Origin of the sequence: Pseudomonas sp. NPDC007930 (genome assembly GCF_042958985.1) — a bacterium.
Taxonomy (GTDB): Bacteria; Pseudomonadota; Gammaproteobacteria; order Pseudomonadales; family Pseudomonadaceae; genus Aquipseudomonas.
In genome coordinates, this window is record NZ_JBIBKC010000005.1 from 126619 (window position 1) to 141094 (window position 14476).

Sequence of the window (14476 nt, forward strand, 5' to 3'; positions counted from 1 at the left end):
GCGTAGCGGGTGCAGGGTAATGGCTTCGGTGTGGTCTGGGTTCAGGGTGAGCCCCGCTCAGGTTGGCCTCAGGCGCATAGGATGAGCTGGGTGATGACGGGGCGGGAAGCGCCGTCACTGCGACCTTGGCCTTTGTGGGAACAAACTGTCGTAGCTGGGAGGAAAATCATCGTTGTTTACCGTTGGAGTGGAAAGGTTGATGCCGCCGTCGCGGGTATTTGGAGTGTAGGGGTTGATACCGCCGCGTCTCCCATGTACGAGGCGGCTGGCGCCGACGGCCGCCTCCCACGCGGGTGCGCCCATACCTTGGGTAAAGAGTGTTGATCCATCCGGTGCCGCTACTGCGTACTCGTCAAAACCGTTCCAGGATTGGTTTCGGGTGGTCCACGCGGCCGACTTCTCGCTGAAGCTTCCTCGGCGTGAAGCCGATGCAGAAAGCGCATCCATCGCCAATGGAGCATCGCTGGATAGGCTGCGGAGGCTGGCGCGCCGGTGGCCTATGCGTGGGTTGTTTGCCGTAGCGTCCACTGCGCGTTGTAATTGCCTGAGATGATCCGCTGAACGCCGGGTGATCGTGGCCGATCGGCTGCGACCTAATATCCGGTTGAGCAAACGCCTGACCGACCAGCGCCCATTTTCATCGCTGCGGTTGGTGGGGTCTGCCAGGCAATAACTATAGGCATTCAGGCCTCCTCGGTTAAAAGGGCTATTGGCGTCTGGTTGTATGAAGCGCATCAGTGAGGGCAGGTACGCTCGATAACCGTGGCCGCATAAGTACAGGCCTACGTGGGGCTCTTGCAGCATACCCTTGTGGCGGGGTTGGCTTGTGGCAGAGTGCTGGCTGCCACCAAAGGGTGAATAGCCCTGCCAGGCATCGCCGCCGCGCTTGAGCACGCTGTTATCGGGGGCGGTGATCGCCAATGAAGATAACTGCACGGGCTTGATGTGAGCGCGCATAGAGGCTTCTAAGTGGGTGGGTCGTTACGCGCAGTCGAGCGCATTTGTGCATGAGGGTAGGCCTGAATCAGGCTGCTCGCGCCTAGTAGTTCTAATAGGTTTGCGTACCGCTTGTCGGTATTTCGGCCACAGGTGGGGCTCTTTCGGGGCCGCGCTTAGCGATTGGGGTGGACCATTGTGGACTGATAGAGCCAGCGGCTGCTGTGCGTACTGGTGACCATGGGAAGGCCGATGGGGCTCTCTGTGCTGGATGCACCCAGTCCGAGTAAACGTTCAAAGGTGTCAGGCTCGTAAACACTTGTCACACCGCGGTAGCCTTTTACCCTCAGCTGTGTGTGGTTTGCCAAGGCTTCAGCGAAAGAGATGCCGATATCCGGGCGAGTGGCAGAGTCGCAAACGAGCAGCCTGATCGTATGTGCATCATCAAGTAGGCCAGTGGGTTCCAGCAGGCTTTGAAGTTCGCCAGGGGCCAGCGCGCGCTCGCCATGATAGAGGCTACCGGGTCGGCCATGCGCAACTACTGTGGCAACACCAGGCTTATGACTGAAAGCGGCCAGCTCCCCACCCAAAAAATGGACTTCAGCCCGCTGCGATGGAGCGGCAGCAACCTTCACGGTTCTTGCGATGCCCTTCCCCAGCAACTTCAGAGCGTTGAAGAAGGATCCCCCTGATGGGTCTAACCGGTTAACAGGCTCGGCGCCGCAGTAACAGTAGGTATTAAGCCCACCCCGGGAGAACGGGCTTAGGGTATCGGGTTGCAGGAAGCGGCGTAGCACCGCGCTATAAGCGCGGCGGCCATGACCCAGCGAGTAGATCCCCGGGGTATTGGCTTCCAGTTGGCCATTGAAGCCTTGGCGAGTATTGGCGCGGTGCCGGAAGCCGTAGGCGCTGAAGCCATAGGGCACGAGCGGGGTGCCGTGGCTGTCCGTCTTTATCTGCGTCATGAGGTAGTTCTTTCAGTATGAAGTCGCTATGGCTCGCTTCATGGAATTGTGCTGTTGCCAGCATAATTAGGGTTACTGATTTTAAACCCCAAGTGTTATTGGGTGTTTACTCTGGAATCATAGGTAATGGTTCGGGTAGAGGGTTACTTCTAAAGCGCGGTAGCGGGCCTTCTATCGGGGTGTAATGCAATGCTGTGCGCGCTCTGTAAGCTTTAGGGTAGCTGGGAGAGCCAATTTTTAGTAACTTCTGTTTTGTTGGCGGCAATGTGATGCGCGTGTTTGAAATAGGTGCTGGCTTATAGGAATACAGCCATTTATCATAGATCAACGGCTCTGTAATCGTCTTCGTAGAGGTGCTCCTAACGTTGAACGCTATATCAGTGGTCCTGAACAGCCGGGCCTCATTAGACGGCTTGAAGGCCACGCGCTTCGCCGCCTTGCCTGCCGTTTTAGTGCCGATTTTTAATATGCTTTCCACACCGTGGCCATCGGGGTCGTCAAAATTGACGGGGTCCGCAGCTACATAAGCATAGGCATTGTAGCCACCCCGGCCAAAGGGGCTGTCATCGTCGGCTTTGGCAAACCTCATCAGTGCCGGTACGTAGGCGCGGTACCCTTGGCCGAGCAGGAATAGTTGCACGTTGCGCTCTGGCCATTCACCTTTGAAAGGGGCGTACAGGGGCGAACAGCCGAACGGGCTGTGAGCATAACTGTGCCTTGGGTCTCGCAACGCGGTGCCAGAAAAATCAGTTGCAAAGAGCTGGGATGAAATAGCCAAGGCGTTGGGTGTAAACATGGTTGTGGACCTGCGCTTGCGGGTTTGGCTCTATCCTATTACCGGTTCTCGCTGAGCGAACCTAGTAGATCCAATAGGTCCTACTACCACTCATCGGCGCGCCGGCAACGCGGGTAGCTCGCCATGCCCCGGCGTCACATCCCTTTCCCCCGGCCCGTCACCGCGCACGAACCCACTCGGCTGCTTGCCCTGTAGGTACCAGGCAAACGCGATGATCTCGGCAATCGTCAGGTACAGCGCCTCGGGGATGCTTTCGCCCAGCTCCAGCCGCGCCAGCACCTTGACCAACTCGGCGTTCTCGTAGATGGGCACTTCATGGGCCTTGGCCAGCGCCAGGATGGCGTCGGCCAGGTCATCGTCGCCCTTGGCCGAGAGGGTGGGGGCGCTGCCTTCGTCGTAGCTCAGGGCGATGGCCTGGCGGGAAAAATGCGTGCTCATGCGGTTTCGTCCACCCAGCGTTGGGTCAAGGGGGCGCGGCTGTCGCGCACAGGCTTGCCCACCTGGCAATCCAGCTCGCCAACGGTCAGCCCGGCGGCGCCGAGGCGTTCGCGCAGGTAGCCGAGCTGGCTTTGCACCAGCGCGGCGGTGGTGGGGTTTTCCGCCCACAGGTGGCTGGACAGTTGCTCTTCCTGCAACTGCGCCTGCACCTGCAGCGGGCCGAGCGGGGCGAGGTCGAAGGCCAGCTCCAGGCGCCAGACTTTCTGCTTGGGCAGCGGGTTGCCGTCGGGGTCGCGCGCTGGCGGTTCGTCGCGCTCTTCGCTTTGCAGGCGTACTTGCAGCGGCACCACCTCACCGAAGTGGCGCAGGGGGATTTCCAGTTGCCAGGTGTTCAGCAGCTTGCCGTCGGGCTGCGGGCCGCTGTGTTCGAGGCTGCTCAGTTGGTGGCTTTGCACCCGCGCCAGCACCCCGCTGGCCAGGCGCAGCAGGCTTTGCAGGTCGTCTTCGTCGTCGCCGGGCTCGCTGTGGCGCGGCGGCAGCGGGAAGTCGCCATCAGCCTCGCTGGGGGCGGCCACCGGGCTGGCGGCGCCGAAGGCATTGCGCAAGCGGTAGGCCTGCGGGTTGCGCAGCACGGCCTGGAGCAAGGTGGCCAGGGTGGCGGGGTTGATCTCGCTGGCATCGGGAAGGTTCGGCAGAATTTGCGCCACCAGCCGCAGCAGGGCGGTTTTCAGGTCTGGCGCGGCCAGCTCGGGGCGGTGCTGGCCCGTGAGCAGGCTGCTTTCGAGGAAGATCCCGCTGTTCTGGATGGCCTGGGCCACTACCTTCGGGTCGGCCATCTGCGCCACGCTGGGCAGGCTGGCGAGCAGCGCCTGGGCGCTCTGCTGTACCCCGGTGGGCAGGCTGCTGTTGGCCTGGGCGTTCTGCACCAGCGCCAGCAGGCTGGGCAAGGCCACCTGCCGCGCCTGCTGGGTGCTGCGCTGCTGGCTGACTTCCAATTGGTCAAGCTGGTTGCCCACCTGCACAAAGCGCAGTTGCTGCGGGCCCTGCACCTGGGCGCTGAGCAGGCTGCCCAGGCGCAGCGGCGCGGGGCTGTCGACGCTGAGGCTTTGCCCGGCCAGGGCGCTGTTGAGCAGCACCACGGTGTTGCGGTACTGGGCCACGGCGCCGGGTACCTGCGGCGGCAGGGCAATGCTGGTCAGCACCTTGCCTTGCAGCAGGGTGCCCAGTGGCAGTTGCGCGGTGTCCAGTTCGGTCAGGCTGCCACGGTCGCCGGCCGTGGGCGTGGTGATCATCAACTGCTCGCTGAACAGCTTTTGCACCAGCAACTGGGTGCCCTGGGCCAGCGGTTGGCCGGCGCCCACCTGTACCGTCAGGCTTTTGCCGTTGCTCAGGGTCAGCGCCAGCAGCAGTTGGAAGTCTTGCAACACCTGCTTGACCGCCAGCACTTCGGCCTTGGCGGTGTCGCCCGGTTGCATGAGGGTTTCCAGCGGCTGCAACAGCTTCAGCAGCTCGCCGGTGTTCGCGGCGCTGCGTTGGGCCTGTGCCAAGGCGGCAGTGGCGGTGACGCTGCTGATTTCACTTGTCATTGAATACAAAGCCGTGAAAAAGTGTGAGCAATTTTAAGGGCGGGAGTGGGTTATGATGGCGCCCCGCTTTAAAACCCAATGCATAGGTATCGGCTGTTCGCCGTTTCTCTTGAACCGCGCCAGCCCCTGAAGGCAACCCGTGACCCCTTATCTGCAAGCCACCGCGCTAGGCTGCGAGCGCGACGGCCGGCTGCTGTTCGAGCACCAGGCGCTGAGCCTGGGCGCAGGCGACATGCTGCAGGTCAGCGGCCCCAATGGGGCCGGTAAAACCAGCTTGCTCCGCTTGCTTGCCGGGCTGATGGCGCCCACCCATGGCGAAGTGCGCTGTGCCCAGCGGCCGCTGTGGCTGGGGCATGCCGCGGGCATCCAGGAGCGCCTCAGCGCCGAAGAAAACCTCGCCTGGCTGTGTGCCCTGCATGGCGCCGCGCCGGCCGTTGCGCGCGCGGCGCTGTGGCAGGCGCTGGCCGCGGTGGGCCTGCGCGGCTTCGAAGATGTGCCCTGCCATACGTTGTCTGCCGGGCAAAAACGCCGGGTGGCGCTGGCCCGCTTGTATTTGCCGGGTTCGCCGCTGTGGGTGCTCGATGAGCCTTTTACCGCGCTCGACGTGCACGCCGTGGCCCAGCTCGAAGAACACCTGGCGCGCCATTGCGAGCAGGGCGGGGCGGTGGTGCTGACCACCCACCATCACTTGCGGCGGCGCCCGCCGGCCTTCGCCGAGCTGGCCCTGGGGGTGGCGCCATGAGCGTGCTGCGTGAATTGTTGCGGCGCGAGGCGCGGCTGCTGTGCCGGCGCCCGGGCGAGCTGCTCAACCCGCTGGTGTTCTTCGCCATCGTGGTGGCGCTGTTCCCGCTGGCGCTGGGCGCCCAGCCGCAGCTGCTGCAAAGCGTGGCGCCGGGGCTGGTGTGGGTGGCGGCGTTGCTGGCGGTGCTGTTGTCGTTGGATGGGCTGTTTCGCAGTGATTTCGAAGACGGCTCCCTCGAGCAGATGGCCCTCAGCCCGCAGCCGCTGGCCCTGCTGATGCTCGCCAAGGTGCTGGTGCACTGGTTGTTTTCCGGGCTGGCGCTGGTGCTGCTGGCGCCGCTGCTGGGGTTGATGCTCGGCCTGCCGGCAGCCTGCCTGCCGGTGCTGTTGGCCTCGTTGCTACTGGGCACGCCGGTGCTGAGCCTGCTCGGGGCAATCGGCGCGGCGTTGACCGTTGGGCTGAAGCGCGGCGGTTTACTGCTGGCCTTGTTGATCCTGCCGCTGTATATACCGGTGCTGATTCTTGGCAGCGGCGCGCTGCAAGCCGCATTGCAGGGCCTTCCCAGTGGCGGCTTTTTGCTCTGGCTGGGCAGCCTGGCGGCGCTGGCGGTGACCCTCGCCCCCCTGGCGATCGCCGCGGGTGTGCGGATCAGCGTGGCAGAATAGACCGATAACGATACACCGTGATGAGTAACGACCGATGAGCTGGACCTGGTTTCACAAATGGGGCTCGCCAAAGTGGTTCTACACCCTGGCCGGGCGCCTGCAGCCGTGGCTGGCCGTGGCCGCGGCGTTGCTGCTGGTGGTCGGGGTGGCCTGGGGCCTGGCCTTCGCGCCGGCGGATTACCAACAGGGCAATAGTTTCCGCATCATCTACATCCACGTGCCCAGCGCCATGCTCGCGCAAAGCTGCTACGTGCTGATGGCCCTGGCCGGGGTGGTGAGCCTGGTGTGGAAGATGAAAGTCGCCGACGTCGCCATCCACTGTGCCGCGCCGGTGGGCGCCTCGATGACCGCCCTGGCGCTGCTGACCGGGGCCATCTGGGGCAAGCCGACCTGGGGCGCCTGGTGGGTGTGGGACGCACGCCTCACCTCGATGCTGATCCTGTTATTCCTCTACGCCGGGGTGATCGCCCTGGGCAACGCCATCGGCAACCGCGACAGCGCCGGCAAGGCCTGCGCGGTGCTGAGCATCGTCGGGGTGGTGAACATCCCGATCATCAAGTATTCGGTGGAGTGGTGGAGCACGCTGCACCAAGGCGCCACCTTCAGCCTGACGGAAAAACCCGCCATGCCGGCTGAAATGTGGCTGCCGCTGCTGTTCACCGCGCTGGGCTTCTACTGCCTGTTCGGCGCGGTGTTGCTGGCGCGCATGCGCCTCGAGGTGCTCAAGCGCGAGGCCCGCAGCGGTTGGGCGCAGGCAGCGCTGGGGCAGGCGCTGGAGGGCGGGCGATGAACTTTGCTTCATTCGGTGAATTCATCGCCATGGGCCATCATGGGCCCTTTGTGTGGTCAGCCTATGCCATTGGCCTGGCCGTGATCGCCTGGAACGTCGCCACGCCATGGTTGGCCCGGCGCCGCTACCTGCAACAAGAGGCGCGCCGTGTGCGCCGGGAGCAGCAACGGTGAACCCCCAGCGCAAAAAGCGCCTGTACATCATCCTTGGCCTGCTGGCCGGGGTCGGCGTGGCCGTGGCCCTGGCGCTGTCGGCGCTGCAGCAGAACATCAACCTGTTCTACACCCCCACCCAGATCGCCAACGGCGAGGCCCCGGTGGGCACGCGCATCCGCGCCGGCGGGATGGTCGAGAAGGGCTCGCTGGTGCGCTCGGCCGACTCGCTCGACGTGCGCTTCGTGGTCACTGACTTCAACCGGGCGGTGACCATCACCTACCGCGGCATCCTCCCCGACCTGTTCCGCGAAGGCCAGGGCATCGTTGCTCTGGGGAAGGTCGGCGCCGACGGCGTGGTGGTGGCCGACGAAGTGCTGGCCAAGCACGATGAAAAATACATGCCCCCGGAAGTGAACAAAGCGCTGAAAGACGGCAAGCTGGCGGAGGCCACGCGATGATCCCGGAGCTCGGCCAACTGGCGATGATCCTCGCGCTGTGTTTTTCCGCGGCCCTTGGCGTGCTGCCGCTGCTGGGCGCCTGGCGCGGCCAACAGGTGTGGATGGCGCTGGCGCGGCCGCTGGCCTGGGGGCAGTTCAGCTTCTTGCTGTTCGCCTTCGGCTGCCTGACCCACGCCTTCATGGCCGATGACTTTTCCGTGGCCTATGTGGCGGAGAACTCCAACCGCTTTTTGCCCTGGTACTACAAGTTCAGCGCCGTGTGGGGCGCCCATGAGGGCTCGCTGCTGCTGTGGGCGCTGATTCTTGGCGGCTGGACCTTCGCCGTGTCGGTGTTCTCCGCGCAGCTGCCGCGTGACATGCTCGCCCGGGTGCTGGCGGTGATGGGGCTGATCGGCACTGGCTTCATGCTGTTCCTGATCTGCACCTCCAACCCCTTCACCCGGCTGCTGCCGCAGGTGCCGGAGAACGGCCGTGACCTCAACCCGCTGCTGCAGGACTTCGGCTTGATCGTGCACCCGCCGATGCTCTACATGGGCTACGTGGGCTTCTCGGTGGCCTTTGCCTTTGCCATCGCCGCGCTGCTCGGGGGCCGCCTCGACGCCGCTTGGGCGCGCTGGTCGCGGCCGTGGACGCTGGTCGCCTGGAGCTTTCTCGGGGTGGGCATCAGCCTCGGCTCGTGGTGGGCCTACTACGAACTCGGCTGGGGCGGCTGGTGGTTCTGGGACCCCGTCGAAAACGCCTCGTTCATGCCCTGGCTGGTGGGCACAGCGCTCATCCATTCACTGGCAGTGACGGAAAAACGCGGCGTGTTCAAAAGCTGGACGGTGCTGCTGGCGATCGCCGCGTTCTCGTTGAGCCTGATGGGCACCTTTCTGGTCCGTTCGGGGGTGCTCACCTCGGTGCACGCGTTTGCCTCGGACCCGACCCGTGGGGTGTTCATCCTGGTCTTTTTGCTGGTGGTGATCGGCGGTTCGCTGGGGCTGTTCGCCCTGCGCGCGCCGGTGGTGCGCAGCCAGGCGCGGTTCGGCCTGTGGTCGCGGGAAACCCTGCTGCTGGGCAACAACCTGCTGCTGGTGGTGGCTGCGGCGACCATTCTGCTGGGTACCCTCTACCCGCTGTTGCTCGACGCCCTGACCGGGGCGAAGTTGTCGGTCGGGCCGCCGTACTTCAACCTGTTGTTCGTGCCGCTGATGGCGCTGGTGCTGGTGTTGCTGGCGGTCGGCGTGCTGGTGCGCTGGAAAGGCACCCCCCTGCGCTGGCTCGGCGGGCTGCTGCTGCCGGTGCTGGTGGCCGCCGCGCTGCTGGCGCCGGTGGGTGGCTGGCTGGTGGGCGATTTCGATTGGCCGGTGCTCAGCGTGTTCGCCCTGGCGGTGTGGGTGGTGGCCGGTGGGCTGCGCGATGTGCGCGACAAAACCCGCCACAGCGGCCTGCTCGCCGGGCTTAAGGGCCTGCGCCGCAGCTACTGGGCGATGCACCTGGCGCACCTGGGCATCGTGGTGTGCGCCCTGGGGGTGGTGCTGTCGAGCCAGCACAACGCCGAACGCGACCTGCGCATGGCGCCGGGCGAGGCGGTGGAACTGGGCGGCTACCGCTTTTTGTTCGAGGGCTCGCAGCATGTCAACGGGCCGAACTGGAGCGCTGACCGCGCGGTGATCCGGGTGACCCAGGGCGGCCGCCCGGTGGCCGTGCTCAACCCGGAAAAACGCCTGTACACCGCCCAGCAATCGATGATGACCGAAGCCGGCATCGACCCTGGCTTGTTCCGCGACCTCTACGTGGCCCTGGGCGAGCCTTTGGGGGGCGGCGCCTGGGCGGTGCGGGTGCATGTAAAACCGTTCGTGCGGTGGATCTGGCTCGGCGGCCTGCTCACCGCGCTGGGCGGCTTGCTGGCGGCGGCCGATGGCCGCTACCGGATGAAGCTCAAGGCCCGCGCCAAGGCGGCGCTGGGCATGAAGGAGGCGGTGGCATGAAGCGCTGGCTGTTGCTGTTACCGCTGGCGCTGTTCCTGGTGCTGGCGGTGTTTTTGTACCGGGGGTTGTTCCTTGACCCGCAAACCTTGCCCTCGGCGCTGATCGGCAAGCCCTTCCCGGCCTTTGAACTGCCCGCGGTGCAGGGCGGCCCGGCGTTGAACCGCCAGGCTTTTATTGGCCGCCCGGCGCTGGTGAACGTGTGGGGCACCTGGTGCGTGGCCTGCCGCGACGAGCACCCGGTGCTGAACAAACTGAAAAGCCAGGGCGTGGTGATCTACGGCGTCAACTACAAGGACGACAACGCCGCCGCGCAAAAATGGCTGGCCGAATTCCACGACCCCTACCAGTTGAACGTCAGCGACGCCGACGGCAGCCTTGGCCTGGACCTGGGCGTGTACGGCGCGCCGGAAACCTTTCTGATCGACGCCAAGGGCGTGGTGCGCTTCAAGCACGTTGGGGTGATCGACGAACAGGTGTGGCGCGAGCAACTGGCCAGCCGTTATCAGCAACTGCTCAGCGAGGCCGGCCAATGAGCGCGCGCGCCTGGCTGGCCGGCGCGGTGCTGGCGCTGTGTGCCGGCACTGCCCACGCCGCCATCGACACCTACAGCTTCAGCGATGACGCCCAGCGCCAGCGCTTCACCGAGCTGACCCGCGAGCTGCGCTGCCCCAAGTGCCAGAACCAGGACATCGCCGACTCCAACGCACCGATCGCCGCCGACCTGCGCCGGGAAATCGTGCGCCTGCTCGGCGAAGGCCAGAGCGATCAGCAGATCATTGACTACATGGTCGACCGCTACGGTGAGTTCATCCGCTACAAGCCGGCACTGAGCGCGCGCACCTCGTTGTTGTGGTTCGGCCCGGCCTCGCTGCTGCTCGGCGGCGTGCTGGTGATCGGCATCATCGTGCGCCGCCGCCGTGCCGCTGCCGCCCCCGCTTCCCTTTCGCCCGAAGAGCAGCAACGCCTCGCTCGCCTGTTGGACGACCACCGCCCATGACCGATTTCTGGCTGGCCGCCGCGCTGCTGTTGCTGGTGGCCATGTGTTTCATCCTGATCCCGCTGGCCCTGCGCCGGCCCCAGGCCGAGGGGCAAGACCGCGCCGCGCTGAACGTGGCGCTGTTCGAAGAGCGGGTGGCGAACCTGCGCGTGCAGCACGCCGCCGGCCTGCTCAGCCGCGCTGAGGCAGACGCCGGGCGCGCCGAGGCGGCCCGTGAGCTGCTGGCCGACACTGCCGGCGCGGCGCCCGCACCGGCGCTGGGGCGCGACCGCCGCCTGCCGCTGGGGTTGGCCGTGCTGCTGCCATTGCTGGCGCTGGGGCTGTACCTGCATTACGGCGCCAGCGACAAGGTTGCGCTCAGCCGCAGCTTCGCCACCCCGCCGAAGGACATGGCCGAGATGACCGCGCGCCTCGAGCAGGCCGTGCGCGCCCAGCCTGATGCCGTAGAAGGGGTGTATTACCTGGCCCGTACCTACATGGCGCAAAACCGCCCCGGCGAGGCGGCGCCGTTGTTTGGCCGCGCGGTGGCCCTGGCCGGGCGGCGCCCGGACCTGCTCGGGCAATGGGCCCAGGCGCAGTACTTTGCCGCCGGCAAGCAGTGGGCGCCGGCGATGCAGGCACTGACCGATGAAGCCCTCAAGGGCGACCCGAACGAAGTCACCAGCCTGGGCCTGCTGGGCATCGTGAACTTCGAAGCCCAGCACTTCGCCGAGGCCGCCGATTACTGGCAGCGCCTGCAAGCCCTGTTGCCGGCCGCGGACCCGGCGCGCCAGGCATTGCAGGGCGGCATCGACAAGGCCCGCCAGCAGGCGGGCTTGCCAGCCCTGGCGCCAGCCGCCGCGGGCCTGGTGGTGCGGGTCAGCCTGGCGCCGGCGCTGCAAGGCAAGGTGCAGCCGAACGACACGGTGTTCGTGTTTGCCCGCGCGGTCGGCGGCCCGCCGATCCCGCTGGCGGTCAAGCGCCTGAGCGTGGCCGAGCTGCCCGCCACAGTCGAGCTGGGCGATGCCGACGCGATGCAGCCGGCGCTGAAACTGTCGGGCTTCCAGCAAGTCCAACTGGCAGCGCGCATCAGCCGCAGTGGCCAGCCGACCCATGGCGAATGGCGAGGGCAGGGCGCGCCGATCGATCGCGAACGCGCGGCCGCTGGCGGCGCGCCCCAAATCCTGATTATCGACAGCCCAGACCCATGACCCGAACCTTGTTGTTGCCCGCTTCCCAACGCCTGGCCCTGGCGGCGCTGCTGCTGGCCTTGGCCGCCTGTACCTCGCAGCGCCCGGCGCAGCAGCCCGCGCCCGGGTTGCCGACCATCCCGCAAGGGCCCGTGACCCAGCCGCCACCCAGCACCCCGAGTATCCCCAGCACGCCAGTCCCGGCCAAGCCGCTGCCGCGCACCTCGGCCAGCTTCGCGCCGCCGCCGAGCGGGCCAAGCCATTGGGACCAGGGGTTGGGGGTGTATGTGCTGGAGAACGCCAATGGCGTGTATTACCGCCAGCGCACCTATTACCGCTACAGCAACGGCTGGGCCTGGGCAACCAGCCCGAACGGGCCGTGGCAGCCGACCGATAGCGGTGGGGTGCCGCCAGGTTTGGGGCAGTTGCACCCTTGAGCAGGGGCAAGCTGCAAGCTTCAAGCGGCACGTGAAAGCGCCGCACCCACTTGCAGCTTAACGCTTGAACTCGGGGCCGATCAGGCCCCGTGGCACTTCTTGAACTTCTTGTCGCTACCGCATGGGCAGGGGTCATTGCGGCCTACGTCTTTCAGCGCGTTGCGCACCGGCTCCTGCGGGCCATGGTTGCAGTGCGGGCCGTGCACGTGGCCGTGATCGTGGTGGTGATGGCCGTGATCGTGGTCGTGATCATGATTGCAGTCAGGGCCATGAACATGGGGTTGGGTGGACATGGAATCACTCCGGAATGAAATTGGCCGGTATTATCGCATCACTGCGCCGGAGTGTGATCCGGTGGCCAAAGAATATTCCGGTTTTCAGTTCACCCTTGAACTCGTAATGCACCGGCCGCGAGGTATCCTTGAGCACCGCGCGCAGGGCCTTGAGGTGTTGCCAGAGGTTAGTGCGCACTTCTACGTTGTAGAACGAGGTGCCCGCCGCCGGCACGCTGAACCAGTCGCTGGCAGTGCCTTCGGCCAGCGGTATGCCTTCCAGCGTGACCTTGTAGCGGAACCCGCGCACCGGCAGCGCGCTGCTGTTGGGGTTATCGATGCGAAAGTGCAGAATGAAGCGCTGCTCGAGCAGCCGGGTTTTCACCCGTTCCACTTGCAGCAAGCGCACGTCGGGGTCTTGGTAGCGGTCGGTGAGCCAAGCGGTGGAGCATCCGCTCAGGCACACGGCTAAGATAACGGCAGCCAGCGCTGGTAGTCGTGTCATTGCCAGGCGCCCCGTATTGATCAGGAGAAGTAGACCGATGAGCCTCTATGAAATCGTCTTCGAAGGCCAGGCGCAAGCCGGCGCCCCGCTTGAGGCGGTGAAACTGAACCTGGGCAAGGTGTTCCAGGCTGGGCCCGAGCAGGTCGAGAAGCTCTTCAGCGGCCGCCGCCTGGTGCTCAAGACCGGCCTCGACGAAGCCGCGGCACGCAAGTACCAGCAGGTGCTCGAGCGCGCCGGCGCGGTGGTGCAGGTCAACCCGCTGGAAGAACATACCATCGAAATCGACCTGCCGGCGCCGGCCCCGCCGCCGCGCCGGCGGGCCCAGGTGGTGCCGCGGGATCAATACATGGCCGCCTTCGCCGAGGTCGACGCCCCCGACTACGACATCGCCGAAGTCGGCGCCACCCTCGCCCCCGGCGCGCCGCCACCCCGCGCCCCGGCCCTGGACCTCAGCGGCCTGAGCCTGGCCCCGGCCGGCGCCGACATGGGCCAGGCCAAGGCCCCCGCCGCGCCGCCAGCGCCGAGTACCGAGCATTTGAAGCTGGCGCCGTAGGTTAGGTTTGCAGGAAGCCCGCGCAGCGAGGCGCTACCCGCATCGCAATCGACCTGTACAACCAGCACCCCGGCGGTGGGGCTAGTGCAATAGAGTTCATGGATGAAGCTTTATCTTTACTGGGTTCCAGCAGGGAAGGCGCGTGACCACGTCTGCAAATAAACCGAAGCGAAACGCCTGGCGTTGGGCGCTGGTGCTAGTGCTCGCGCCTCTGGTCACCTGGTACGTCGCTACGCCTCAAGTGAGCTTTCACTTCTCCGCGCAGGGGCAGGGGCGCCTGGGTTATATCTTGAATGTTCAGCACGACATTTCAAAAGGTGAGATCTACCCGGGGGAGGCCACGGGGGGCGCGGGGCATATTTTTCCGAGCCGGCAATTCTTTATGGAGTTCGATTGGCAATACGGCGGGGCGTCGCACTGCATCCGGGTTAAACCGAGGTGGCCCAGTACCGACATCTACATCGGGCCAGGGGGCGCTATCGATAGCCGCACAGACAGTAAAAACATCGAGGCATGCGGGCCTCTGCCGAATTAGCAGGCAGCAACCCGCCGTGCCGCGCGAGGGCTCAACCCTGTATGAAACCCGCGCAGCACTTCTTGAACTTCTGCCCGCTGGCACAGGGGCAGGGGTCGTTGCGGCTGGCCTTGAGCGGCACGGTTGGGTCGATGAAATACCACCGCCCGCCCTGTTGCACGAACGCCGAGCGCTCATGGTGGCTGTGCTCGCCGGCGGCGTCGTGCCAGCGCGCGGTGAAGCTCACGAATGCGTGCTCGGGCTTGCCGCCGAGGGTTTGCGCGGCTTGCACGTCGAGCCCCAGCCAGGTCGCCGAGGCGCTCCAGGCGGCCATCGCCTCGAGGTCAAGGCCGGCCTGCTGGGCGGGCAGGGTGGTGGCCACCAGGTAGTCGATTTCGCCCAGCACGTAGGCGCTGTAGCGCGAGCGCATCAAGGTGTGCGCATCCGGTGCGCCGGGCTTGAGGTGAAAGCGGCCGCAGCATTCGCCAAGCAAATTGCCGCTGCCGCAAGGGCATGGGTTCATCGGGG

At 65.6% G+C, this 14476-nt stretch carries 19 protein-coding genes; 11 read left to right on the top strand and 8 right to left on the bottom strand.

The window, feature by feature from the left end:
* Positions 1-114: 114 nt before the first annotated feature.
* The 5 genes from ACFZCE_RS13180 to ACFZCE_RS13200 form a co-directional block, all read right to left on the bottom strand.
* Complete coding sequence (locus ACFZCE_RS13180; protein WP_390939558.1) at positions 115-957, bottom strand: RHS repeat-associated core domain-containing protein; 843 nt, start codon at positions 955-957, stop codon at positions 115-117.
* Between the two features lie 155 nt (positions 958-1112).
* The gene (locus ACFZCE_RS13185; protein WP_390939560.1) at positions 1113-1901 is read right to left on the bottom strand and encodes an RHS repeat-associated core domain-containing protein; all 789 of its coding nucleotides are present in this window, start codon (positions 1899-1901) and stop codon (positions 1113-1115) included.
* Positions 1902-2007: 106 nt separating this feature from the next.
* The gene (locus tag ACFZCE_RS13190) at positions 2008-2697 is read right to left on the bottom strand and encodes an RHS repeat-associated core domain-containing protein (RefSeq protein WP_390939562.1); all 690 of its coding nucleotides are present in this window, start codon (positions 2695-2697) and stop codon (positions 2008-2010) included.
* A 90-nt stretch (positions 2698-2787) separates the two neighbouring features.
* Positions 2788-3135 (bottom strand): EscU/YscU/HrcU family type III secretion system export apparatus switch protein, encoded by a 348-nt coding sequence (locus ACFZCE_RS13195; RefSeq protein WP_390939564.1) that lies wholly within the window; start codon positions 3133-3135, stop codon positions 2788-2790.
* On the bottom strand, positions 3132-4721 hold the full coding sequence (locus ACFZCE_RS13200) for a flagellar hook-length control protein FliK (RefSeq protein ID WP_390939566.1): 1590 nt from the start codon (positions 4719-4721) through the stop codon (positions 3132-3134). The genes ACFZCE_RS13195 and ACFZCE_RS13200 overlap by 4 nt, the downstream gene beginning before the upstream one ends.
* Before the next feature lie 139 nt (positions 4722-4860).
* Here ACFZCE_RS13200 and ccmA point away from each other — a divergent pair, with 139 nt between their 5' ends.
* The 10 genes from ccmA to ACFZCE_RS13250 are packed head-to-tail and all read left to right on the top strand — an operon-like array spanning position 4861 to position 12104.
* Positions 4861-5463 carry a cytochrome c biogenesis heme-transporting ATPase CcmA gene (gene ccmA, locus ACFZCE_RS13205; RefSeq protein ID WP_390939568.1) on the top strand — a complete coding sequence of 201 codons (603 nt, stop codon included), beginning with the start codon at positions 4861-4863 and terminating at the stop codon, positions 5461-5463.
* On the top strand, positions 5460-6128 hold the full coding sequence (gene ccmB / locus ACFZCE_RS13210) for a heme exporter protein CcmB (protein ID WP_390939570.1): 669 nt from the start codon (positions 5460-5462) through the stop codon (positions 6126-6128). Before ccmA ends, ccmB begins: the two co-directional genes overlap by 4 nt.
* A gap of 34 nt (positions 6129-6162) precedes the next feature.
* Positions 6163-6918, top strand: coding sequence for a heme ABC transporter permease CcmC (locus ACFZCE_RS13215; RefSeq protein ID WP_390939572.1), 756 nt, complete (start codon positions 6163-6165; stop codon positions 6916-6918).
* Entirely contained in the window at positions 6915-7091 is a 177-nt protein-coding gene (ccmD, locus tag ACFZCE_RS13220) for a heme exporter protein CcmD (protein WP_390939574.1), read from the top strand. Before ACFZCE_RS13215 ends, ccmD begins: the two co-directional genes overlap by 4 nt.
* The gene (ccmE, locus tag ACFZCE_RS13225) at positions 7088-7531 is read left to right on the top strand and encodes a cytochrome c maturation protein CcmE (protein ID WP_390939576.1); all 444 of its coding nucleotides are present in this window, start codon (positions 7088-7090) and stop codon (positions 7529-7531) included. Before ccmD ends, ccmE begins: the two co-directional genes overlap by 4 nt.
* Complete coding sequence (locus ACFZCE_RS13230; protein WP_390939578.1) at positions 7528-9501, top strand: heme lyase CcmF/NrfE family subunit; 1974 nt, start codon at positions 7528-7530, stop codon at positions 9499-9501. Before ccmE ends, ACFZCE_RS13230 begins: the two co-directional genes overlap by 4 nt.
* Positions 9498-10034, top strand: a complete 537-nt coding sequence (locus ACFZCE_RS13235) for a DsbE family thiol:disulfide interchange protein (RefSeq protein WP_390939581.1) — start codon at positions 9498-9500, stop codon at positions 10032-10034. Before ACFZCE_RS13230 ends, ACFZCE_RS13235 begins: the two co-directional genes overlap by 4 nt.
* Complete coding sequence (locus ACFZCE_RS13240) at positions 10031-10498, top strand: cytochrome c-type biogenesis protein CcmH (RefSeq protein ID WP_390939583.1); 468 nt, start codon at positions 10031-10033, stop codon at positions 10496-10498. Before ACFZCE_RS13235 ends, ACFZCE_RS13240 begins: the two co-directional genes overlap by 4 nt.
* Positions 10495-11688 carry a c-type cytochrome biogenesis protein CcmI gene (gene ccmI, locus ACFZCE_RS13245; RefSeq protein WP_390939585.1) on the top strand — a complete coding sequence of 398 codons (1194 nt, stop codon included), beginning with the start codon at positions 10495-10497 and terminating at the stop codon, positions 11686-11688. Before ACFZCE_RS13240 ends, ccmI begins: the two co-directional genes overlap by 4 nt.
* Positions 11689-11702: 14 nt before the next feature.
* On the top strand, positions 11703-12104 hold the full coding sequence (locus ACFZCE_RS13250) for a hypothetical protein (protein WP_390939978.1): 402 nt from the start codon (positions 11703-11705) through the stop codon (positions 12102-12104).
* 80 nt (positions 12105-12184) lie between these two features.
* Here ACFZCE_RS13250 and ACFZCE_RS13255 read toward each other — a convergent pair whose 3' ends face one another.
* Together ACFZCE_RS13255 and ACFZCE_RS13260 are read right to left on the bottom strand one after the other, a co-directional pair.
* Complete coding sequence (locus ACFZCE_RS13255; protein WP_390939587.1) at positions 12185-12397, bottom strand: SEC-C metal-binding domain-containing protein; 213 nt, start codon at positions 12395-12397, stop codon at positions 12185-12187.
* A 4-nt stretch (positions 12398-12401) separates the two neighbouring features.
* Positions 12402-12881: an LEA type 2 family protein gene (locus ACFZCE_RS13260; protein ID WP_390939589.1), complete on the bottom strand. Its 480-nt coding sequence runs from the start codon at positions 12879-12881 to the stop codon at positions 12402-12404.
* 37 nt (positions 12882-12918) lie between these two features.
* On the opposite strand from ACFZCE_RS13260, the gene ACFZCE_RS13265 reads away from it, so the two are divergent.
* Positions 12919-13434: a hypothetical protein gene (locus tag ACFZCE_RS13265; RefSeq protein WP_390939591.1), complete on the top strand. Its 516-nt coding sequence runs from the start codon at positions 12919-12921 to the stop codon at positions 13432-13434.
* Positions 13435-14000: 566 nt separating this feature from the next.
* Here the strand turns inward: ACFZCE_RS13265 and ACFZCE_RS13270 are convergent.
* Positions 14001-14471, bottom strand: coding sequence for a YchJ family protein (locus ACFZCE_RS13270; protein ID WP_390939593.1), 471 nt, complete (start codon positions 14469-14471; stop codon positions 14001-14003).
* Positions 14472-14476: the final 5 nt, after the last annotated feature.

What these genes read in the sequence shown, in the direction of transcription:
- ACFZCE_RS13265 (WP_390939591.1), top strand. Translation starts at nt 12,919, where the DNA reads ATGAGCCTCTATGAAATCGTCTTCGAAGGCCAGGCGCAAGCCGGCGCC.
- ACFZCE_RS13270 (WP_390939593.1), bottom strand. Translation starts at nt 14,471, where the DNA reads ATGAACCCATGCCCTTGCGGCAGCGGCAATTTGCTTGGCGAATGCTGC.
- ACFZCE_RS13185 (WP_390939560.1), bottom strand. Translation starts at nt 1,901, where the DNA reads ATGACGCAGATAAAGACGGACAGCCACGGCACCCCGCTCGTGCCCTAT.
- ccmD (WP_390939574.1), top strand. Translation starts at nt 6,915, where the DNA reads ATGAACTTTGCTTCATTCGGTGAATTCATCGCCATGGGCCATCATGGG.
- ACFZCE_RS13195 (WP_390939564.1), bottom strand. Translation starts at nt 3,135, where the DNA reads ATGAGCACGCATTTTTCCCGCCAGGCCATCGCCCTGAGCTACGACGAA.
- ccmI (WP_390939585.1), top strand. Translation starts at nt 10,495, where the DNA reads ATGACCGATTTCTGGCTGGCCGCCGCGCTGCTGTTGCTGGTGGCCATG.
- ACFZCE_RS13190 (WP_390939562.1), bottom strand. Translation starts at nt 2,697, where the DNA reads ATGTTTACACCCAACGCCTTGGCTATTTCATCCCAGCTCTTTGCAACT.
- ACFZCE_RS13215 (WP_390939572.1), top strand. Translation starts at nt 6,163, where the DNA reads ATGAGCTGGACCTGGTTTCACAAATGGGGCTCGCCAAAGTGGTTCTAC.
- ACFZCE_RS13260 (WP_390939589.1), bottom strand. Translation starts at nt 12,881, where the DNA reads ATGACACGACTACCAGCGCTGGCTGCCGTTATCTTAGCCGTGTGCCTG.
- ACFZCE_RS13230 (WP_390939578.1), top strand. Translation starts at nt 7,528, where the DNA reads ATGATCCCGGAGCTCGGCCAACTGGCGATGATCCTCGCGCTGTGTTTT.
- ACFZCE_RS13235 (WP_390939581.1), top strand. Translation starts at nt 9,498, where the DNA reads ATGAAGCGCTGGCTGTTGCTGTTACCGCTGGCGCTGTTCCTGGTGCTG.
- ACFZCE_RS13255 (WP_390939587.1), bottom strand. Translation starts at nt 12,397, where the DNA reads ATGTCCACCCAACCCCATGTTCATGGCCCTGACTGCAATCATGATCAC.
- ACFZCE_RS13180 (WP_390939558.1), bottom strand. Translation starts at nt 957, where the DNA reads ATGCGCGCTCACATCAAGCCCGTGCAGTTATCTTCATTGGCGATCACC.
- ACFZCE_RS13240 (WP_390939583.1), top strand. Translation starts at nt 10,031, where the DNA reads ATGAGCGCGCGCGCCTGGCTGGCCGGCGCGGTGCTGGCGCTGTGTGCC.
- ACFZCE_RS13200 (WP_390939566.1), bottom strand. Translation starts at nt 4,721, where the DNA reads ATGACAAGTGAAATCAGCAGCGTCACCGCCACTGCCGCCTTGGCACAG.
- ccmB (WP_390939570.1), top strand. Translation starts at nt 5,460, where the DNA reads ATGAGCGTGCTGCGTGAATTGTTGCGGCGCGAGGCGCGGCTGCTGTGC.